Source organism: Salinarchaeum sp. IM2453 (assembly GCF_019693215.1).
Taxonomy (GTDB): domain Archaea; phylum Halobacteriota; class Halobacteria; order Halobacteriales; family Salinarchaeaceae; genus IM2453.
Map to the genome: position 1 here is coordinate 1,009,489 of NZ_CP081183.1, position 17,784 is coordinate 1,027,272.

17 protein-coding genes and 3 pseudogenes are annotated in these 17,784 nt (G+C 46.3%); 7 read left to right on the plus strand and 13 right to left on the minus strand.

Features of this window, described 5'->3' with window-relative positions; translation table 11 throughout:
* Positions 1-54: 54 nt before the first annotated feature.
* From K0C01_RS04760 to K0C01_RS04770, 3 genes are all read right to left on the minus strand, one after another.
* Complete coding sequence (locus K0C01_RS04760) at positions 55-1,335, minus strand: TiaS agmantine-binding domain-containing protein (protein WP_397541148.1); 1,281 nt, start codon at positions 1,333-1,335, stop codon at positions 55-57.
* A gap of 153 nt (positions 1,336-1,488) precedes the next feature.
* Positions 1,489-2,355 (minus strand): universal stress protein, encoded by an 867-nt coding sequence (locus K0C01_RS04765; RefSeq protein WP_221170890.1) that lies wholly within the window; start codon positions 2,353-2,355, stop codon positions 1,489-1,491.
* A gap of 133 nt (positions 2,356-2,488) precedes the next feature.
* Positions 2,489-3,667, minus strand: a complete 1,179-nt coding sequence (locus K0C01_RS04770; protein ID WP_221170891.1) for an MBL fold metallo-hydrolase — start codon at positions 3,665-3,667, stop codon at positions 2,489-2,491.
* Positions 3,668-3,759: 92 nt separating this feature from the next.
* Between K0C01_RS04770 and K0C01_RS04775 the strand changes: the two genes are divergently transcribed.
* The 5 genes from K0C01_RS04775 to K0C01_RS04795 all read left to right on the plus strand — a co-directional run bounded on the left by K0C01_RS04775 (position 3,760) and on the right by K0C01_RS04795 (position 7,854).
* On the plus strand, positions 3,760-4,095 hold the full coding sequence (locus K0C01_RS04775) for a hypothetical protein (protein WP_221170892.1): 336 nt from the start codon (positions 3,760-3,762) through the stop codon (positions 4,093-4,095).
* A 145-nt stretch (positions 4,096-4,240) separates the two neighbouring features.
* Positions 4,241-5,203 carry a transcriptional regulator gene (locus K0C01_RS04780; RefSeq protein WP_221170893.1) on the plus strand — a complete coding sequence of 321 codons (963 nt, stop codon included), beginning with the start codon at positions 4,241-4,243 and terminating at the stop codon, positions 5,201-5,203.
* 68 nt (positions 5,204-5,271) lie between these two features.
* Entirely contained in the window at positions 5,272-5,973 is a 702-nt protein-coding gene (locus K0C01_RS04785) for a DUF120 domain-containing protein (RefSeq protein ID WP_221170894.1), read from the plus strand.
* 2 nt (positions 5,974-5,975) lie between these two features.
* The gene (ribB, locus tag K0C01_RS04790) at positions 5,976-6,665 is read left to right on the plus strand and encodes a 3,4-dihydroxy-2-butanone-4-phosphate synthase (protein WP_221170895.1); all 690 of its coding nucleotides are present in this window, start codon (positions 5,976-5,978) and stop codon (positions 6,663-6,665) included.
* Positions 6,666-6,909: 244 nt separating this feature from the next.
* Positions 6,910-7,854: a branched-chain amino acid transaminase gene (locus tag K0C01_RS04795; RefSeq protein WP_255568399.1), complete on the plus strand. Its 945-nt coding sequence runs from the start codon at positions 6,910-6,912 to the stop codon at positions 7,852-7,854.
* 223 nt (positions 7,855-8,077) lie between these two features.
* Here K0C01_RS04795 and K0C01_RS04800 read toward each other — a convergent pair whose 3' ends face one another.
* The 3 genes and pseudogenes from K0C01_RS04800 to K0C01_RS04810 form a co-directional block, all read right to left on the minus strand.
* The gene (locus K0C01_RS04800) at positions 8,078-8,737 is read right to left on the minus strand and encodes a DUF502 domain-containing protein (protein ID WP_221170896.1); all 660 of its coding nucleotides are present in this window, start codon (positions 8,735-8,737) and stop codon (positions 8,078-8,080) included.
* Between the two features lie 161 nt (positions 8,738-8,898).
* Positions 8,899-10,125 (minus strand): ornithine cyclodeaminase, nickel-pincer nucleotide-dependent, encoded by a 1,227-nt coding sequence (locus K0C01_RS04805; RefSeq protein WP_221170897.1) that lies wholly within the window; start codon positions 10,123-10,125, stop codon positions 8,899-8,901.
* 143 nt (positions 10,126-10,268) lie between these two features.
* Positions 10,269-10,811, minus strand: a pseudogene (locus K0C01_RS04810) (hypothetical protein); the annotation flags it as partial.
* 340 nt (positions 10,812-11,151) lie between these two features.
* On the opposite strand from K0C01_RS04810, the gene K0C01_RS04815 reads away from it, so the two are divergent.
* Positions 11,152-11,328: a DUF8024 family protein gene (locus K0C01_RS04815; RefSeq protein WP_221170898.1), complete on the plus strand. Its 177-nt coding sequence runs from the start codon at positions 11,152-11,154 to the stop codon at positions 11,326-11,328.
* Here K0C01_RS04815 and K0C01_RS04820 read toward each other — a convergent pair.
* The 3 genes from K0C01_RS04820 to K0C01_RS04830 all read right to left on the minus strand — a co-directional run bounded on the left by K0C01_RS04820 (position 11,303) and on the right by K0C01_RS04830 (position 13,967).
* Positions 11,303-12,298: a 5,10-methylenetetrahydromethanopterin reductase gene (locus tag K0C01_RS04820; protein WP_221170899.1), complete on the minus strand. Its 996-nt coding sequence runs from the start codon at positions 12,296-12,298 to the stop codon at positions 11,303-11,305. The two genes, K0C01_RS04815 and K0C01_RS04820, sit on opposite strands and share 26 nt — an antisense overlap.
* Positions 12,299-12,300: 2 nt before the next feature.
* The gene (locus K0C01_RS04825) at positions 12,301-13,041 is read right to left on the minus strand and encodes a coenzyme F420-0:L-glutamate ligase (RefSeq protein WP_221170900.1); all 741 of its coding nucleotides are present in this window, start codon (positions 13,039-13,041) and stop codon (positions 12,301-12,303) included.
* Positions 13,042-13,286: 245 nt separating this feature from the next.
* Complete coding sequence (locus K0C01_RS04830) at positions 13,287-13,967, minus strand: class I SAM-dependent methyltransferase (protein WP_221170901.1); 681 nt, start codon at positions 13,965-13,967, stop codon at positions 13,287-13,289.
* A 153-nt stretch (positions 13,968-14,120) separates the two neighbouring features.
* Here K0C01_RS04830 and K0C01_RS04835 point away from each other — a divergent pair, with 153 nt between their 5' ends.
* On the plus strand, positions 14,121-14,705 hold the full coding sequence (locus tag K0C01_RS04835) for a DUF7090 family protein (RefSeq protein WP_221170902.1): 585 nt from the start codon (positions 14,121-14,123) through the stop codon (positions 14,703-14,705).
* 531 nt (positions 14,706-15,236) lie between these two features.
* On the opposite strand, the gene K0C01_RS04840 is transcribed toward K0C01_RS04835, so the two are convergent.
* From K0C01_RS04840 to K0C01_RS12730, 4 genes and pseudogenes are all read right to left on the minus strand, one after another.
* Positions 15,237-15,860, minus strand: coding sequence for an OapC/ArvC family zinc-ribbon domain-containing protein (locus K0C01_RS04840; protein WP_221170903.1), 624 nt, complete (start codon positions 15,858-15,860; stop codon positions 15,237-15,239).
* Positions 15,860-16,240 (minus strand): DUF2073 domain-containing protein, encoded by a 381-nt coding sequence (locus tag K0C01_RS04845; protein ID WP_221170904.1) that lies wholly within the window; start codon positions 16,238-16,240, stop codon positions 15,860-15,862. The genes K0C01_RS04840 and K0C01_RS04845 overlap by 1 nt, the downstream gene beginning before the upstream one ends.
* Before the next feature lie 4 nt (positions 16,241-16,244).
* Positions 16,245-16,775: pseudogene (locus K0C01_RS12725) on the minus strand (GTPase); the annotation flags it as partial.
* Between the two features lie 6 nt (positions 16,776-16,781).
* Positions 16,782-17,435 (minus strand): annotated as a pseudogene (locus K0C01_RS12730) (Hint domain-containing protein); the annotation flags it as partial.
* Between the last annotated feature and the right edge of the window lie 349 nt (positions 17,436-17,784).

Genomic DNA, 17,784 nt, shown 5'->3' on the forward strand with positions numbered 1-17,784 from the left:
GTTGACCTCTTTCCACAGCTGAAGCCGGCGGGCTTTCACCTCAAACCGCTGTAATTACCGTTCTGGGTATATCGGGGCATCAAAATTGCCACGAATCAAGGGTTTAGCGATGTGCCGACGGGCGACAGGAGGTACTTCATACCATCCGATGTCAAGTGTTCGTTCAATCGGGTGAGGAACTTTACTAGGAGCAGTTGTTTCACAGTCTTTACAGCGATATCCTTGATCAGCGCCAGCACTCTCCATAGAGGTAAAGCACTGCGAACAGGTAGGGGACGACAAAACTGATCTAACAGGGTCTCGCATAGCAAATTTTTCCATCTTTAGCGTTCCGGAGCTATATTCGCCGCACACGGTTATGCAGTCACCACAACGAAGATTGCGGATATAATCACGGAATCGTTTTGTTGGCTCAAAAGCAGCACATTGAATGGTTTCATCTGGGTAGGAATCCCGTCGGAGAGAGAAAAAAACGTGACCACCAGTTTGTGTCTTCGGAGGTTCAATAACGGTCCCAGTCACTCGATAACAGTGTCGGTCAGATAGAGGTTCAGTTGGGGCCGGTAAGATGTGAGCATCAGTCCCCTGATTCGTGTGGAATAGGGTTGATTGGACAACCGCTTCACTCTCAATGTGATCTACAGCCGCGTCGATTGCTGAGATATCATCTCCTCGGATACCATATAGAACAGGTCCCGGTGTGTTAGGTACACAAACCGCTTCACCTTCATACCGGTCAACAGTATCCCAGATAAGAGGGTACCATCTATCGGCTGCCTCGAACACAGATCTTTCATCAACTGAACGAGGGGATCCCCACTGGAATGAATCCCGATATGTGAGACGCTCATACGTCCAGTCAGTGACTGCCTTCCATGCTCCAGTAGCAGCCAATGCACCAATAATACCATTGCCGTCGCCCCATTGAGACATGGTATAGTCAAACCGACCAATGAGGTCTATGGCATCAGAAACATCCAAATGTGTCGTGACAGCCGCTTTCGTGAAGTCAGTAACTGGGGATGGAATGTTCTCAAGATCAAGGCGAGAAACAACGAGACCGGGATTAGTATTCGGATCGGAGGTTGCCGCAAGGTCGTTAATCGTTTCTTTAGCGATAGTAAAGCACTTGTGTGGATCAGCATCGATGTGCAAAGCAACAGCTGCATTTCCCCGGGTTTTGCGTTTAACTGCTGGATTACAACGGATCAAAAGATGACGAATGACAGAACCGCCGGCAGCTTCGATTCTGCGTCCGATTTCGGTACCAACATACGTAGTACACATTCCCTGTGTTCTAGAGTCAGTGTCATCAATCCCAACAACGGTCAGCATATATTAGTATAGGCAATAACCCGATAAGAGTTGTTCGTTCCGGATTATCCGTTGGATGTAGCAGGAAAAAATAGATTCAGACAGAGCCAATTCCCACGACAGTAAACAAGGGATTAATTTCACGAACTAAGGAAAATCAAGTTACCAAAACTGTTATCGAGCAACAGTGATTGGGATAGGTGATTCACGGGCAACGGATTCAGCCACATTACTGATTGATCCATGGCGCCCACCTCGGCGAGTGCCAGCACCAACGACAAGATGATCATAAGTGGATTCTTGAGCAGCATCGACTAATCGTTTATCAGGACGCCCAAATTCTACGCGAGTTGTGATGGATTCTCGGTCAACGGAAAGATCATCGATGACTTCTTCAAGTGCGGTAGTTGCTTTGTTGTGTGCTTTATTTCGGAGGTCTTCAACGTACGTTCCTTCAGGTGCCTCAGCAGCTGAACGACTGAGTTCTGTCGATACGTACATCGCAGTACACTCTGAAGCTGGAAGCTCTGAAACTGCAAAGGAGAGTGCCAGTCGGGATTTTTGACTTTCATTGACACCGACAAGAGAATGGAACTTGTTTGCTGATGGACCACGGACAGAGCTAGATGCACGGACGATAGTAACAGAAGTCGGAGAACGTCGAACAATAATCCCAGATACACTGCCAAGCCGAAGGTTAGGAATACGAGCCCGTCCCGTACTAGCTATGCAAACATGTCCAATGTTGTCCTGTCTAGCGTACTCTAGAATTTTGCGATGTGGTGATCCTGTCTCTTGTACTGTTTTGATTTTCCGGTTGTGTCGGCCAGCAACTTCCTGAGCCTGTCGATGTGCTCGTTCTGCACGGCGAGTTGCCCGTTGCTGCCAATCACCAGACTCTGGACTACCATGAGAATCATCGTTGGGATCGCGAACATACAGCACAACATGAGGCGTTGTAGGGAACAGAGTTAGGCTATACTCAAGTGCTCGATAGCTGGGATCAGAACCGTCAACGGGAACAAGGATATGCTGTGACATTATTAATCACCATAATATCGGTTGGAAAGTCGGCGCTGAGGAAACAAATACGCATCCTCATTTACATGGCATGTTTGGGAAGTAACCAATAAATATGTTATCAATAGACATATCAAGATTGTCATTAACAGTGTCAATCGGCTGCTGAGCCAGCGGCACAGTTATTTGGCCCTAATTCCAGTTCAAATGCTTCTCCCTTATCTACTGACCTCGTACCGAGATTAACAGTAATAATTTCTTCATAGTTATTTGGTCGTGGAGGCATATCCGTAAGGAGTTTCTCAACAAATGTGTCAACATCAACATTTAGAAGTGGTTGTGATTGTTGAAGTGATTGGATAGTAGCAATTGCTGGGTTGTCTACGGATGGCATTGCTTCTGAACTGGTATGAGCTGGAGCAATAAGGGTATCAGATGGGAGCTGCTGAAGATGGGTGAGGGTATCATAGAGAGTATATGCAGCATCCCTTGCAAGGTCAGGGTCCTCAAGATCAGGGCGAGCAACACCTTCAAGAAAAATTGAGTCACCAGTAAGACAAAAATCACCGACCCGATACCCAGTCATCTCAGATGTGTGTCCAGGAAGGTGGACAGCCTGAATTGTTGTAGTGTCCAGGGTGATGGTATCCCCATCGGAAACAAATTCGCCGTCATATGTGAGTCCCCGATCAATTGCTCCGGTTGGATAGACAGCAGTTGTCTCTTGAGTTCCAGCTAAAGTCGGAACACCACTAAGATGGTCTGCATGAACGTGAGTATCGATCGCATATGTGAGTGATGCATCAAATTTCTTGACATCATTGAGATACTGGTCAGTGAACGCATTGAGGGGATCAATGACAGCTGCTTGGCTATTATCGACAATGAGATAGCTTAGACAACCACTAGATGGACGATGGTACTGGAACAATCGAAAGGACCCAGAACATTCTAATTCAAATCGTTCATGGACACGAGCCCATCCTTCCATACCATTTTCTAGCGTGGAGACATCCCACCCATGAGAGGCAAGGAACTCACCCACATATTGACTTGAGACGCCGATACCACATGAAACAACGAGAGGCCCATCTGGAACCCCCTCAGGCACTTCTGGCGCTGGCTGGCCATTATCGAGGAACTTAGAAAATGGGATATTCACAAGAGAAAGGTTTCGATGGGTAATTTTCCATTCCTCAAAGTCATTGGGACGTCTGGTATCTAAAAGAGTAAGCTCTTCACCGCGGTCAAGTCGCTGTTTGAATTGTTTCGGATCGATTGACGGAGCTTGTGCATCAACGGCTGGAAACTGCTCGCGTGACGGTCGTTGCATACATGATATATGTACTGAATAGTTATAAACGGTTTATCGATGCTGGAAACAACTACCACAGCAAATAGGCAACATCAGTAAATGTCTTATTAATGGAAAACATAATACATGCTGTGATAGAAACACTGGCAATAGCTGGACTGGCGGCCGCAGCAGGAGCGGCCGGCTTTACGGCTTATAAAGTTACGAAAAGCCAGTCATTGACGACCAGCAGTAGGCCACAATCGTTTCTCCATGGCCTTGGAATGGCGTTAATGCTGTTTGTCTGGACGGCCGTAACATTACCAATCGCTGCACTTGTGTTAACAGGAGGACTAGTGCTGGCACTTGTTGTGACGCCGTTAATATTAGCAGCTGTCGGTGCGGCAATACTGACTGACTGGAGAGTGCGTTCACCGGCAGAGCCAGATACAGTTACAGTAAATTGATCTGGTCTTGTGAACAGTACCTGAATGCAAATAGCACATAATTAGGGCTATTTATGTCAATAAATTTCCCGTAGCAGCAGGTATACGGCACAATTCGAGAAGATCAGCATAATACATATATCCAGTGAGCCACTTACATATAGTTATGTCCCGGTCTGCACTGGTAGGTAATGTAATTGCGATGCTTGAAGATGCTGGCTTTAGAGTGAGCGATAGATGTGCAATCCGGCCAAGAAGCTTTGATATCGCTGCCCGCCGAGGCGAAGATCTGATTCTTGTGAAGATTTTACGAAACATAGATGCATTTACTGCTGAGAGTGGAGCAGAAATGCGAAGGATCGGAGCGTATCTAAACGGAACGCCGCTTGTAATCGGGCTCCGAACAAGAGACGAAAAACTACAGCCAGAGGTTGTGTACTTCCGACACGGAGTGCCAGTATTGAGCCCAGATACGGCGACAGACTTATTCGTCGAGAAGATTCCACCGCTGATCTACGCTGCGCCAGGTGGATTGTATGTTAGCATCGATAGCGAAATACTGGCAGATAAGCGTGAAGAGAAAGGATGGTCATTAGGACAATTAGCATCAGAATTGGGTGTGTCAAGGCGGACAGTGTCAAAATATGAGGACGGAATGGATGCATCGATAGAAGTTGCAGCACAACTGGAGGAGTTATTTGATACATCATTAACTTCGCCAGTAAGTGTCCTTGAGGAAGAAACTCCCCGCCAAGAAGAGGAAGTGGACCCTGAGCAGCCAGATGTCGATGGAGATCGACAAGTGGTTACAGTTCTGAATAGAGTTGGATATGAAGTTCATCCAACTGTTCGAGCACCATTCCAAGCGGTAAGTCAGGATGGAGACCAGCAACAAGATGTGATCCTTGTTGGACATTCAAAATTCAACGAAACTGCGGAAAAGCGTGCACGACTAATGTCCTCAGTTGGGGAAGTAGCAAGAACGCATTCAGTGTACTTTGTGAACTCAACTAATCGTGATGCTGTGGGGACAACGGCATTAATCGAACGGGATGAAGCAAGCAATATTAGTCACGCTGAGGAGTTTAAGAATCTAATACGACGGCGAGCAAGGGAAGAATTAGCATAGGTATTTCATTTCTGTTAAGCATATCACTTCCGGTATACTTATGCGGTTGAAAAAACGAAACATGAGTAATGAGTAACACGGCATCAAAGGCAGTAGGAAATGATGAGTTAGCAGTACTCAAGGAGCTTGCATTACTCGGGGGTGTTGATGGCGAGATCAAAACATCCTGTAGCAAGCTTGGGGCAAAAACAGGGGTTTCAACACAGACAGCATCACGACGGTTGCAGCAATTGGAAACCACCGGGTTAGTTGTGAGAGATACAGTGAGTGATGGACAGTGGGTCAAAGTGACGAACGATGGAGAGCGAACGCTCCGAAATGAATACAACGACTATCGGCAGATTTTCGAGACAATTTCAACAGTAGAATTGACGGGTAGAGCAACGAGTGGGATGGGAGAAGGTCGACATTACATTACACAAGATGGATACATGGAACAATTCAAATCGAAGCTCGAATATGAACCATTTCCGGGAACATTAAACATCGAGCTTACAGATGCAAGCAGTCGGCGGCGGGCAACATTAGATTCACTTGATGCAGTGCACATTGATGGGTGGGAGTCTGAAAATAGAACATTCGGACCAGCACTATGTTACCCAGTAAGTATCACCGCAGGCGAAAAGGCTGTAGACACGGCGCATGTTGTTGAACCAGAGCGGACACATCACGACGAAACGCAAATAGAGGTTATTGCCCCAATTAAACTTCGAAACAACCTCGGTGTGGAAGACGGTGATCATATTCACATCACAGTTACGGGGAAATAGATATGCCAGGGAAGACTGACATTGAACAGAATGACCAAACAGTACAGCGAGCAATTAACGCATTACAGGCTGGCCATCCAGTTTGTGTGCATGATTTTGATGATCGAGAAGGAGAGACAGATCTGATATACCCAGCATCTGGGATAACAGCCGAAGCAATCGCGCGGTTACGGAACGATGCTGGAGGATTAATCTGTGTAGCAGTCTCTGATCAGGTTGCAAAGGTGGCTGACCTTCCGTTTCTTGCTGATATAATTGACCATCCCGCAGCAGAAATGGACACACTAGCATATGGTGACCGGTCAACATTTTCAATCCCAGTGAATCATAAGGATACGTTTACTGGCATAACAGACCAAGATAGAGCATTGACAATTCAAGAGCTTGGAACCTATGCGGAAAAGGCAGTTGAAGGGCTAACAGATCAGACAGAGTTTGCAGAGAACTTTCGAACACCCGGACATGTACACGTCCTCAAAGCGGCGCCGAGATTACTTTCTGAGCGCCAAGGGCACACAGAACTTGGAATAGCTCTCGCAAAAGCAGCTGGGCTTTCACCTGCTGTTGTTGTTTGTGAGATGCTTGATGATGAAACTGGGGAAGCACTATCTGTTCAAGACGCCAAATCTTATGCACAGTCGCACAATCTTGTATTTCTCGAAGGGTCAAAAATCGTACAGACACTCCGATAATTGTCTTCAAGAATTGGTTTTTATATCATAGTGAGCTACCTCTACCCACCCGCTCCTGTCTGTGGCTCCTTGAGAACCGGAGCTTAGGCTGCAAGAGTTGATCTTCTCCTACCCATGAACGGGCAGGCTTTCGCCTTGCTACCGCTGTAAATGAGTGAATAGCAAAGAATAACTAGAATAGCCGCAATTGTTGGAATGAGACCGAAACACAGTCGGACGTAGATAAAAAAAGAGGTGAATAACGATGGGAAATCGACCGGAAATGTTTGAAGGTACAGATACAATTTGGATGGATGGGGAATTTATCGACTGGGAGGAGGCCCAAGTTCATGTATTGACCCACAGTTTACACTATGGAACAGGGGTATTTGAGGGAGCGCGTTGCTATGACACATCCCAAGGACCAGCACTATTCCGCTGGGAGCCACACTTAGATCGCCTGTATAGTTCAGCAGAACCTTTAGATCACGAAATTGAGCACACCAAAGAAGAGTTGACAGAAGCGACAATTGAACTGATCAAGCGCCAAGGTCTTCGGTCGTGTTATATTCGACCGCTCGTGTTCTATGGGTACGAAAGTCTAGGTGTTGGACCAGGAGACTCCCCAACACGAGTTGCAATTGCTGCTTGGCCGTGGGGTGCATATCTTGGCGAAGACGCGCTCCAGAACGGTGTAGCCGTAAAGGTCTCTTCGTGGCGAAAGCATGCCTCAAGTCAGATTCCAACAAACGTCAAGGCAACAGGGCCCTATCTAAACAGCATGTTAGCTGGGGAGGAGGCTCGTCGTGAAGGGTACGTGGAAGCAATTCTACTCAATAAAGAAGGGCTTGTAGCAGAAGGTCCAGGTGAGAATCTCTTCTTAGTTAGAGACGGAGAAATCTATACGCCGGGACTATCACAGAGCATTCTTGATGGGATTACCAGAAACTCAGTAATTGAGATCGCTGAAGATATTGGATATACAGTACACGATAACACATCAATCAGCCGTGGAGAATTGTATACAGCTGATGAATTGTTCTTTACCGGAACAGCTGCAGAGGTTACGCCGATTTCAAAGGTCGATAATGTTGAGATAGGCAACGGAGGACGAGGGCCAATCACAGAGGAACTACAACAGCGGTTCTTTGACGTCGTCGACCGGAAGACAGAGGATTACGAAGAGTGGTTCAAATATATTGATGTGTAGTTAGCTTTTGACTATACCACCGAGTCAACTGCTTCGAGGTAAGCCCCGTGGCATCCGTCTCGATTATTCTGTGAACTACCCCTGACTCAAGGAACGAGCAACGAGCGGCTACGCGGCGAGTGAGTAGGGAGGGAATTCTGGTTCCGTCACGTACTTTGTTATAGATGGTTGGCTGACGTCGGGCATCCGCACAGGGAGCGCAGTCTCCACAGAAATAAAGCATCTAGTCAGATGAATCAGGTGACTGATCACGGTCATCTCGAGAAGAAAAGGGCTGCTCACCAATTGTGCGCTGAACTCCGGTATCTTCGCCGAAGCCAGCACTGAGGAGACGGGTTAAAGCTTCTTCCACGCTTTCGTCAGTCTCTTCATAGTCTTCTTCTCGGACTTCAAGGACAAAGCCACTAGTGATATTGGGGGCCGTTGGCATAAAAACAATTTCTCTACCATCAGAAGTCCGTTTGCCAGTTTTAAACGCGGTGACACGCATGTTTTTCCACGGTTCGAGTTTGATGGGTTTCTGTAGCGATTCGGTACCGGTTAAAGCGGTCTCAGCTGCCATCTTCGATGCATTGTACACAACCCGAACACCTGGCACACGGTTAATAACTCGATCAATTGCTGATTCAATAAGTCTGCCAAAGGCAGTACGCATCATGTACCCAACTCCAAGAACTAATAGCGCAAAAATGGCCAAAGTAAGCATCACGCGAACAAACTCAGCAACTTGATCGGGAAGAGGAATGAATTGCTCTCCTCCAATATATTGTAGGAATGGTGTGCCAGCAATGAAAGTGTACAGCCACATAAGAACAAATAGCGTGACAATAAGTGGAACCAGTACAATGAGTCCACTCGCAAAATCACGTTTTAACGTAACCATTGTATATATGTCATAGTGTCCAGACTAATCAGCGTGTTTGTTTTATCTATGCGATAAGCGTGAAGGTAGCTTGTCTAATAGATCTCAACAACATCTTCTCCTGCTATTTGGGATCAAATGGTTGGATTCGTATATGTTTCAGATTTAGAGATATGAAGTGCCTAATTCTCATCTTCAAGTAACTCATCAGCAAGCATAGGGACAAAAGCACCAATATCAGTCACAAGCCCAATGGCCTGAGCACTACCACGGTCGAGTAGTTGCGTAACAGTAGCCGGATTAATATCAACACAGACAGTTTTCGTTGTTGAAGGAAGACAGTTTCCAACAGCAACAGAGTGTAAGAGTGTAGCAAGCATTAGCACAATATCCGCATCTTTAGCTTGTTCACGAATTGCGTTTTGTGCCTCAATCGAGTCAGTAATCGTATCCGGAAGAGGCCCATCATCGCGGATCGAACCAGCTAGTACATACGGGATATCATTTGTAACACACTGATACATGACGCCAGATTCAATGACACCAGCCTCAACAGCTTCTTTAATGCCTCCATGACGGGTTATCTCACTAATTGTGTAGATATGATGTTTATGACCCTCTCGGGGATGCTCAAGTGATTCGATGTCCATACCCAAGGAAGTGCCATAGAGATCACGTTCTAGGTCATGCACTGCAAAACCGTTGCCAGCCGAGATCGCATCGATATATCCATGCTCAATAAGTTTAGCAAGATCAGATGCGCCTCCAGAATGGATCAGTGCAGGTCCACAAACAGCTAACACGTTTCCGTCGTCTTCTTTGGTAGCTTTGATTTCTTTTGCAACTTCAGCGATCAAGGATTGAGAAGGTCGTTCACTGGAAACACCACCTTGCATAAATCCGAATGATCCACCACTTTCTCTGGGGCGTTCAGGAGGACTAACTCGGATTCCAGACTCACCGATAACAACCATATCGTCTTTTTTGACGGCGTTAAGTACTTCTGTGTAGGCACGATTTTCATCAGGTTCAACAATAATAGCACAATCCATTTCCGGATTCTCAACTTCAATCCATTCTCCGTCATATCGGATCTCAGTTGGATGGTTAGTAGTGGAGTAAAACCCTGGAGGGACGACTCCATCTGCAGGTGCAGATTCCAAGACGGCATCAATTGGATCAGGTACTGAAGCACCAGTTTTATTTAGTTCATGGAGGATGTCGCGGAGTTCAGACTCACTGTCGGCAATGACTTCCATGCGACAGTAAGATTCAGCATGTTTATGACGGCCGATATCGAACTCCTCAATCTCGAAATTGCCACCCATGTCCATGACAATACTGAAACACCGCTCCATCATCCCAGAGTCGATGATATGTCCCTCGAGCTCGACAGTGCGTCTGGGCATGACATACGGTTAGTGGTGACACCCTTGAGTATTGCCATTTCCTTCGTCGTTTGCAGAGATTGCTGTACAGTCGAGTGAGTCAAGTCAGGTTTGAAGCTGATTGTCGATAGGTTAGCTAATTTTAGCTCTGAACGGTAAAGGTGTCATTCTATAACCAGCAGCAGTCTCGGTAGTACTCTTTTCAGCCTCGATAACAGTTCTCGCTCCTCGTACAGCGGATTGATCAGCTCACAGTCGACGATGCCACCGCCGAAGTTGCGGGCACCGCCGAGCTGGTGCATGAAGTCCGTCTGATTGGCATCGAGAAAGTCGATCGCCTCGATCAGTAGCCCGACGAATTCGGGCTTGAGTTCTCGGAACGAGAGGTGCCAAGTTCCGTCAGGGTTGCCAACGGCATCGAGTTCCGTGTTCCGGAGTGGCTGGCGGTTGTGCTCGGGGCTTCGTGAGACGACGTTACGGTTGAGCCGTCGATAGTGCTCTTCTGCCTGTCCACGGGTGTAGTCGACACTGTCGCGGACGGGCGAGAACTGGATCGGTCGACGCATCAGCTTCCCTTTCCGGTTGCTGAAGCCTCCGAACAGGTCGAATATCACGCAGCCATCCTCGTCCATCGGGTCGTCGACGCACGCATCTTTCTCGTGGTAGCCGCTGTCCAAGTCGTGGTCGTAGATGTCTTCTTTCCGGAAGGTTGGAAACGCACGACTCTGGCAACTACCATCCACCGAATAAAGAAATCGGATTACCGAGAACTGATAAAACTCAAACGGTTCAATCCCAAGACTTGCACTTGCTGCATACAAGCTCATCTGAATCTGCTGTCCAGAATAAAGTACGATCGCGTTTACAAACAGGACATAGTTTACTGTCCGGTTGCCATTGCATTGTGACAATAGAGGATGTAGCCGAATTTGATTCAGAAGGAGAGTGAGAAAACTCGGTTAGTTTCGTGTCTTTCACGCCGGTCATTGCATTAATTATTATCGACCGTGGGATTCAAAAACCATCGGATTAGATTCAATATAAGAGATGGACACAATCGTAGACGAATTTACAAGCCTAGTTAATAGCTTTGTACAGGCAGCAACTGTTGATCCGCTTTCAGCACTACTTGTATTGTTTGGGATGGGATTGCTTGCTGTCACAATTGGGGTTGTAGGAGTATTGGCGATTGGAGCAATTATTGATCTAGTCCGGACGGTATAGCTCGATCAAGAGCTGTTTTTGAAAGTGAGATTGCATTCATAATATCGGGGCCAAGCGGAGTACCAACAACAATACCGTCAGCATATTCCAAAATATTACTAAATTGTTCAGAAACATCATCAATTGTACCGGCAGCAGCAAAGGCGTCGATCATGGCTGGTGTTACAGAGTCAAATGCTGCTGTAAAGTCACCCCGTTCAATAGCATCACCGATGTTATTAGCATTCTCAGGATCAATCCCATGTCGATTGAGGACAGGATCAGGAGCATCAGCAGCAATAAACGCAACAGGAGGACGCGCCGCCTCCCGAGCTTCCTCTCGATTCTCACTGATCGATACACTTGCATACACAGAAAAGTCAAATTGGCCGGCATCATCAGGACGATCTGAAAGGCCTTCTTCAACACGTTGGGCAGCCCATGCAACATCATCAGGGTGTGATGCATTCAACAGTAGTCCATCGGCGTGCTTTGCACTCATACGGATCATGTGGGGACCCTGAGCACCGATATACACAGGGATAGTTCCTGAAACATCGTACTCCAGCCCAGCATCAGCAGCATGGAAGGTCGAATCAATCGAAACACGTTCGCCATTCCAAAGATCACGAGCAACTTTGAAGCTCTCTAAAACTCGACGAAGAGGTCGGTCACGAGAAATCCCGAGTGAGTTGAGTGCAGACTGATCACCTGGTCCAATTCCAAAGACAGCTCTTCCATCACTGATTTCCTGTAGTGTCGCTAAATTGGAGGCCATTGATACGGGATGTACCTCATATGGGTTTGCTGCTGCAGGACCAATATCAATTGTCTCAGTCTCCGTTGCAATACGAGCAAGGGTCGCAAACGGATCTCGATTGAAATAATGGCTGCTAACAAGCGCAGCATCGAATTGTTCTTCTTCTGCTTGTCGCGCAAAGTCGACAATCTGTTCAACCGGATGTTCTGGTGTAAGTTCAATTCCGTACATAGTTATTCCTCATAGTTCCATGTTTGTAGCGCCTGTCGGATAAGGTCAGAGTCTTTGTCACGATATAACTGATCACTGCTATCGTGATCTCCAAACTGGAAGCCGCTGGCAACAGCAACGGGAGTACCGCCGTTACCTTCACCGGTTACGATATTTGCTGCGGCAGCAAGTTCATCAACGACTGCTTCAACAGTAGCCGAAAGTTCCCGACCATCACGGTCAGATTCACCACGCCAATCACGACTTGCCGGAATACCTGCGTAACCGATTGCTACTCCTCGCTGGCCAGCACGGAAAGGTCGTCCACATGTATCGGTGATAATCACCGCTGGATCAGTAGAAAATTCATCTCGAATTCGCTCAGCACTATTATCTGGATCAGCAGGTAAAAGAAGCAAGTCAGCGTTGGGTACATTAGACCGGTCAATGCCAGCGTTTGGACCTACATGACCAAATGATGTAACAGTAAGCAAAAATGGAGATTCTAACAGGAGTTCATCACTCTCTTGAAGGACAGCTTCAACAAACCGGGAATCAGCCTCAAGATTGTTGGCAATAGATTTTGCTCGATTGCTGGGCTGATATGTATCAAAGTTAGTGATCCTGCCTTCGACTTTCGAGACGATTGTGCTCGATATACAGACAACATCATTGTTTGATATATGATATTCTGACTCGACTGCCTCAGCAATGGAATCCCCGGGTGTGAACTCTGGAAGACCCTCAACAGCGGATATCTCCATATGAAATATAAGGGGGTTGCTGTAAATACGGTTACTATGTCAGCAAAAAGGAGTGATATCAGTTGTTGCAAATACGATTTCTTTATTCAGAATTGTTGCTGAAATAATCTTGGTAAATTCAGCAGTAACTGATATGAAAAATGCTCATCACCACGGCGAGGGAATTTTACTCTGATGTATTAGTGGCCAGTTACTTACAGCGATAGCAAGGCGAAAGCCCATCGGCTTTAGCCGTGTGGAGGAGATTAAGGAGCAACACCAACAGTAAGTAAAGTTCCCCAGACCCGGTATCGATCCATCATTTGTTCCCGGCTGTCCCATTCTTCGGTTGGAAACACATCCTCTTCTGGTATCTCAACTTCTAAGTCTGGAATGGTATCTTGCTGTGCAACATAGAGACCAGCCTCTTTGAAGGCATCTCGATAGTCCTGCCGATTCCATAGTTGCATCTCAACGTTAACCTGCTCCTGCCAGTGGTGGGTGTGTGTTGATTCTTCAAAGAAATTCACAGCACAGTAAAATGTTCCTCCTGGACGAAGGATGCGACGAATTTCACTAAGAGCTTTCTGTGGTTGAGTAGCATAGTAGAATGCCTCCATACTCCAGACATGATCAACTGAGTTGTCTGAAAACGGCAAAGAGTGAAAATCAGCTACGTAAAATTCAACGGCATTATCAGTGGTATAACTGCGCGCATTGGAGACCATCTGTGGGCTGCCATCAATTCCGTATCCAGCAGCGATATTCTGTGTTTCACGAAGGGCACGAAGAGCGTAGCCAGAACCGGTTCCAAGATCTAAGACAGTGTCAGTAGACTCGACAGGCATTCTAGAGAGAGCATGCTTTGCTGTATGCCAATGCCGCTCTTCCATGCCTTGGTCTTTCCCAGAACTAGCCCACTGGTCAAACTCCTGTTGAATACTCATAAATAACAACTGTTGTTCAATAAGTAGGCATTGTTTATCAATTCCCTGAAGACGATGATATCTATTTTGCGCACGATGATATGAGGAAACTAATCCAAGTTAGAGAATGTCTGTCGCATAAACTTGAGTTGTGTCCGCGTGCTTTCGGTAAACATGGATTATCAACTTGCAATTGAGAACGCACCGAAAACAATCCCTGCAGGGACAGGAATCCTGCTCATACACCCAAGCACAGGAGAAACAGACCGAATCGATACAGATTTTTTTAAGACAGATACAGACCAGTTCTTAGTAATCTCGACTCGAACAACAGCAAGGGAAGTAACACAAAAGTTGGAATACTACGATGTCAACGAAGATCGAGCAGAGATTCTGGATACACTGAGTGTGGAGCGAGGATATTCAAGACGGCGTCGAGACGATGTGTCATACGTTTCTGCACCGGACGACATTAAAGGGATAATCGAAGAAACAGAGAAATTCCTAACAGAAAACGAAGGAAAGCTTAAGCTAAGTTTAGATTCTGTAACAGAATTGGCATACTATGCAGATGTAGAATCTGCGCTCAAAACAGTTGATCAAATCACATCACTATTAAAAGAGCATGACGCAGTCGGACTGTTTCATTTATCAAAAGAAGTGCACGATGATGATGTCTTGGAAACATTTCGAGAACGATTCCTGATTATTATTGAGCTTTCAGAAGATGGGAGTGTAAGCGTTGAATCTAAGATATAGAAAATATCACTTCCAGAGCAGTCATCACCAGACTAGATAGTAAAATATCCAACAATAACGAGAGTTACAACCGTCGTTACAAAGACAGTACCAAGAACGATCTTCGTTGCCTTAGACATGATTATATGATTCGGGATTTTTGATGAACATTCAATAGCGTTTCTAAATGAGTCTAGTATTCCAGTCGAGATAAACTATCAATTAGCGATGCGGTCAACTGCCTCAGGGTCAAGCCTCGAGGCTTGTCAGAGGACTCCCGTTCCAGCCAAGGAGTTCGGCAGGCGTGTACTCGCCGTTCACTTCAATATCCCTGAATTGAAGACCAGTTGACTGCTGGCCCATCCACCACAAGACTTCTGTCCACGATGAATTCCTCCACAGGGGCAAGTCCCATGGCATCCGCCTCGACAGTCTGTGAAAACGCTATGCCTCCCATCCTCAAGAAGCGATCAGCGATCGACAGGAGCGAGTGGAGCGGGGTTCTCAGCAGAGTTCACAGTGGAGGAACAGGGAAGCTTATTAACAGAAAGGTCAAGAATCAGTATTATTTGGAGATCCATCCCAGTCATCGGGTAATTGGATTGAGTATCTACCATCCTCCAGTAACGAGATAATGTACGTTTCTCGGTTGTAAAGTTCCATAAGGTTGAGTTCATATTCCCCTGGCCGAATAATTTTAATCCCCTCAAATTGGTCATTAAGCTCATCACGGAGCTCTTCTTGATCAGGCGGATCAGATGAAACTGTCTCGGGGTCTTCGATGGTATCAGAAGCATGTCCTGAGCTTAACTCCGAAGAGGATTGCTGCGGAGCGGAGGGATCACAGAGTTGGTCAGAAGACAAGGACGTGTTTTGTTGATCTGGTTGATTGTCAGATTCGATCAACCGTTCGGTGTTCTCAGAGCTCGAGGCAGAAGATGTGGACCCAGATGAGCAAGGTTTGGAAGGAAGTTCACTGCGATCAACTATCGCAGACCTAGCCTCAGCTTGTGCGGAATCTTCGGATGAAGACTGGTTCGAGACCGTGGTGGTATCATTGCTTTGGATGTCTGGTCGGTACTGAAACTGTGTTCCACCACACTGTGGGCAACCCTGGAGTATCTCATCAGATCCGTCTGGAAAAACACGAGAGCAGTTTGTACACTGGTGTGGCATTAGTTTCCGGAAACTAAGGCACTGATAACGGTTTCATCTTTATGAAGTGTTTCGATCTGATCTGCGGGTCCGATAACAGTTAAACGAGATGAATCATCGTTCCCCATGATACGGCCAAAAAGACCAGAGTCACCTCCACTAGACTGAGGGTATGTCTCAATTTCAATCCCGTTAAATCCATCTGGATCAATCTCAGACATGGTTGTTTCGATAAGTCGACTTTCCTCATCTGGAGTTAGCCCTTCCTCGAGGATTACGATGTCACCATCGCGAACAGAGTCAAGGATTAATTGGATTTTCTCCATGGTTGCCATGCCATCAAGCCGATCACTACTAATCAGGTCAATTTGAACGCCGTTGTGTTTTTTTGTTTCCGTCATCCTATCACCCAAAGTACTCAGCAATTTTGTCGTATACTTCATCCATATTATCACCCTCTAAAGCAGAGAGCTCCACTACATCGTGCTGTGGGAATGCTTCTCTTACCCGTTCGATGTCAGAGTCTTCAAGATCAATCTTGTTAGCTAAGATGAGAACCGGAAGATCCCTGCTTTCGATAATGCCGATAAGCATTGTATTGACTTGAATAAGAGGATCTTCTGTGGAATCAAGGACATATATTACGCCTTCAATGTCCTCTCGTAACCAGTGCATTGCCTCAGCAACGCCTTCTGTTGCCTCTCGAGATCGTTCGATTGCGTCTTCTTCGTCAATATCGTACTCAAGGAATTCTTCATAATCAACTTTAGTCGTAACGCCAGGTGTATCAACGATGTCAATTGAAACAGTTCGACCATTTCGTTCAATCTCGACGTTTGTCTTCTGCTTGGCCTCTCGGGTTTCGTGAGGTATGTGACTCTCTGGCCCGATTGCATCACCAGTCCAGTCGCGAGAGATTCGATTTGCGAGGGTTGTATTGTGGACTACAATTCCATCCCGGGTCGTGAACGTGTGGTGATCTTCAACGGTTAAATCATAAATATAACCGTCATAGTCGATGATCTCAATTGTTTCAACTGGTTCCCAGTCCACACGGTTGATTGGAGCACACGTAGGCGTTGAATCGGTAGCAATAGTTCCACCGTCAGCGGCTGGGACTGGACGAATTGCAATCATCTGATCCTCACAAAGATGTTTTGCCTGGCGGTAGATATCGTTTGTATCGTCTGAGATAACAAACGGGTGCTCGGGACTAACAGTTACCTGTCTACCAGACTCAGTTGATACTTTGTACATGTGGCCAGAGTATTGTTGGCGGAAAACGTGAGAAACAATGCCATCAACAGGATTTATCTCGTTTGTTACTGCTGGAACAGCAAGGTGATCTTCACATGCAATCCATGTTTCTGTTGGGTCCTCACTTAGATCCTCACCAGCAGAAGATTCATACACTGAGTTAAAAATATTTTTTATCTTATGTTTAGAACCATCTGAAAGCAAAACTTCTTCATCTGCAGCCAGACACTTTCCTGCATTTGGTGGGCCATAGATTCCAATGCGTTTTGGATCGTCTGTAGAAAATATCTGGCCTGTTACCTTCGATATACTGTCTCTAAGTCCTGATATAAATCCCATCCTTGTTACAACACCCGCTATCGGTGTTGTAGTGTAAAATGCCACGTAACTTAAGCGTGTGTCATACACGAAGGACGATTAGAACACTGAGCTCGAAGGGCCTAGAACACCCCCACCCCTTCGTTTCGACTGGAACCAAGAACACCCCCACCCCGGGGAGGGGGCCTATTACAATACCGGTAGATTTATTAGATAATGTAAGAAACAGTAACCGCACTGCGGAAATCATGTTCTATATGTATTATTCTTTAGTAAGATACTAGACTAGAAAAACTAGTCTAGAGCGTACTTTGGACAACGTGGGTAGTGTTTGTGTGGAGTTCCACTTGAAACAAAGGGGTGGGGGTGT

Bases quoted from the DNA above. Each gene is read 5' to 3' on its own strand.
- K0C01_RS04765 (WP_221170890.1), bottom strand. From the start codon at position 2,355: ATGTCACAGCATATCCTTGTTCCCGTTGACGGTTCTGATCCCAGCTAT.
- K0C01_RS04835 (WP_221170902.1), top strand. From the start codon at position 14,121: ATGGATTATCAACTTGCAATTGAGAACGCACCGAAAACAATCCCTGCA.
- K0C01_RS04770 (WP_221170891.1), bottom strand. From the start codon at position 3,667: ATGCAACGACCGTCACGCGAGCAGTTTCCAGCCGTTGATGCACAAGCT.
- K0C01_RS04800 (WP_221170896.1), bottom strand. From the start codon at position 8,737: ATGGTTACGTTAAAACGTGATTTTGCGAGTGGACTCATTGTACTGGTT.
- K0C01_RS04760 (WP_397541148.1), bottom strand. From the start codon at position 1,335: ATGCTGACCGTTGTTGGGATTGATGACACTGACTCTAGAACACAGGGA.
- K0C01_RS04815 (WP_221170898.1), top strand. From the start codon at position 11,152: ATGGACACAATCGTAGACGAATTTACAAGCCTAGTTAATAGCTTTGTA.
- K0C01_RS04845 (WP_221170904.1), bottom strand. From the start codon at position 16,240: ATGACGGAAACAAAAAAACACAACGGCGTTCAAATTGACCTGATTAGT.
- K0C01_RS04780 (WP_221170893.1), top strand. From the start codon at position 4,241: ATGTCCCGGTCTGCACTGGTAGGTAATGTAATTGCGATGCTTGAAGAT.
- K0C01_RS04785 (WP_221170894.1), top strand. From the start codon at position 5,272: ATGAGTAACACGGCATCAAAGGCAGTAGGAAATGATGAGTTAGCAGTA.
- K0C01_RS04775 (WP_221170892.1), top strand. From the start codon at position 3,760: ATGGAAAACATAATACATGCTGTGATAGAAACACTGGCAATAGCTGGA.
- ribB (WP_221170895.1), top strand. From the start codon at position 5,976: ATGCCAGGGAAGACTGACATTGAACAGAATGACCAAACAGTACAGCGA.
- K0C01_RS04820 (WP_221170899.1), bottom strand. From the start codon at position 12,298: ATGTACGGAATTGAACTTACACCAGAACATCCGGTTGAACAGATTGTC.
- K0C01_RS04805 (WP_221170897.1), bottom strand. From the start codon at position 10,125: ATGCCCAGACGCACTGTCGAGCTCGAGGGACATATCATCGACTCTGGG.
- K0C01_RS04825 (WP_221170900.1), bottom strand. From the start codon at position 13,041: ATGGAGATATCCGCTGTTGAGGGTCTTCCAGAGTTCACACCCGGGGAT.
- K0C01_RS04840 (WP_221170903.1), bottom strand. From the start codon at position 15,860: ATGCCACACCAGTGTACAAACTGCTCTCGTGTTTTTCCAGACGGATCT.
- K0C01_RS04795 (WP_255568399.1), top strand. From the start codon at position 6,910: ATGGGAAATCGACCGGAAATGTTTGAAGGTACAGATACAATTTGGATG.
- K0C01_RS04830 (WP_221170901.1), bottom strand. From the start codon at position 13,967: ATGAGTATTCAACAGGAGTTTGACCAGTGGGCTAGTTCTGGGAAAGAC.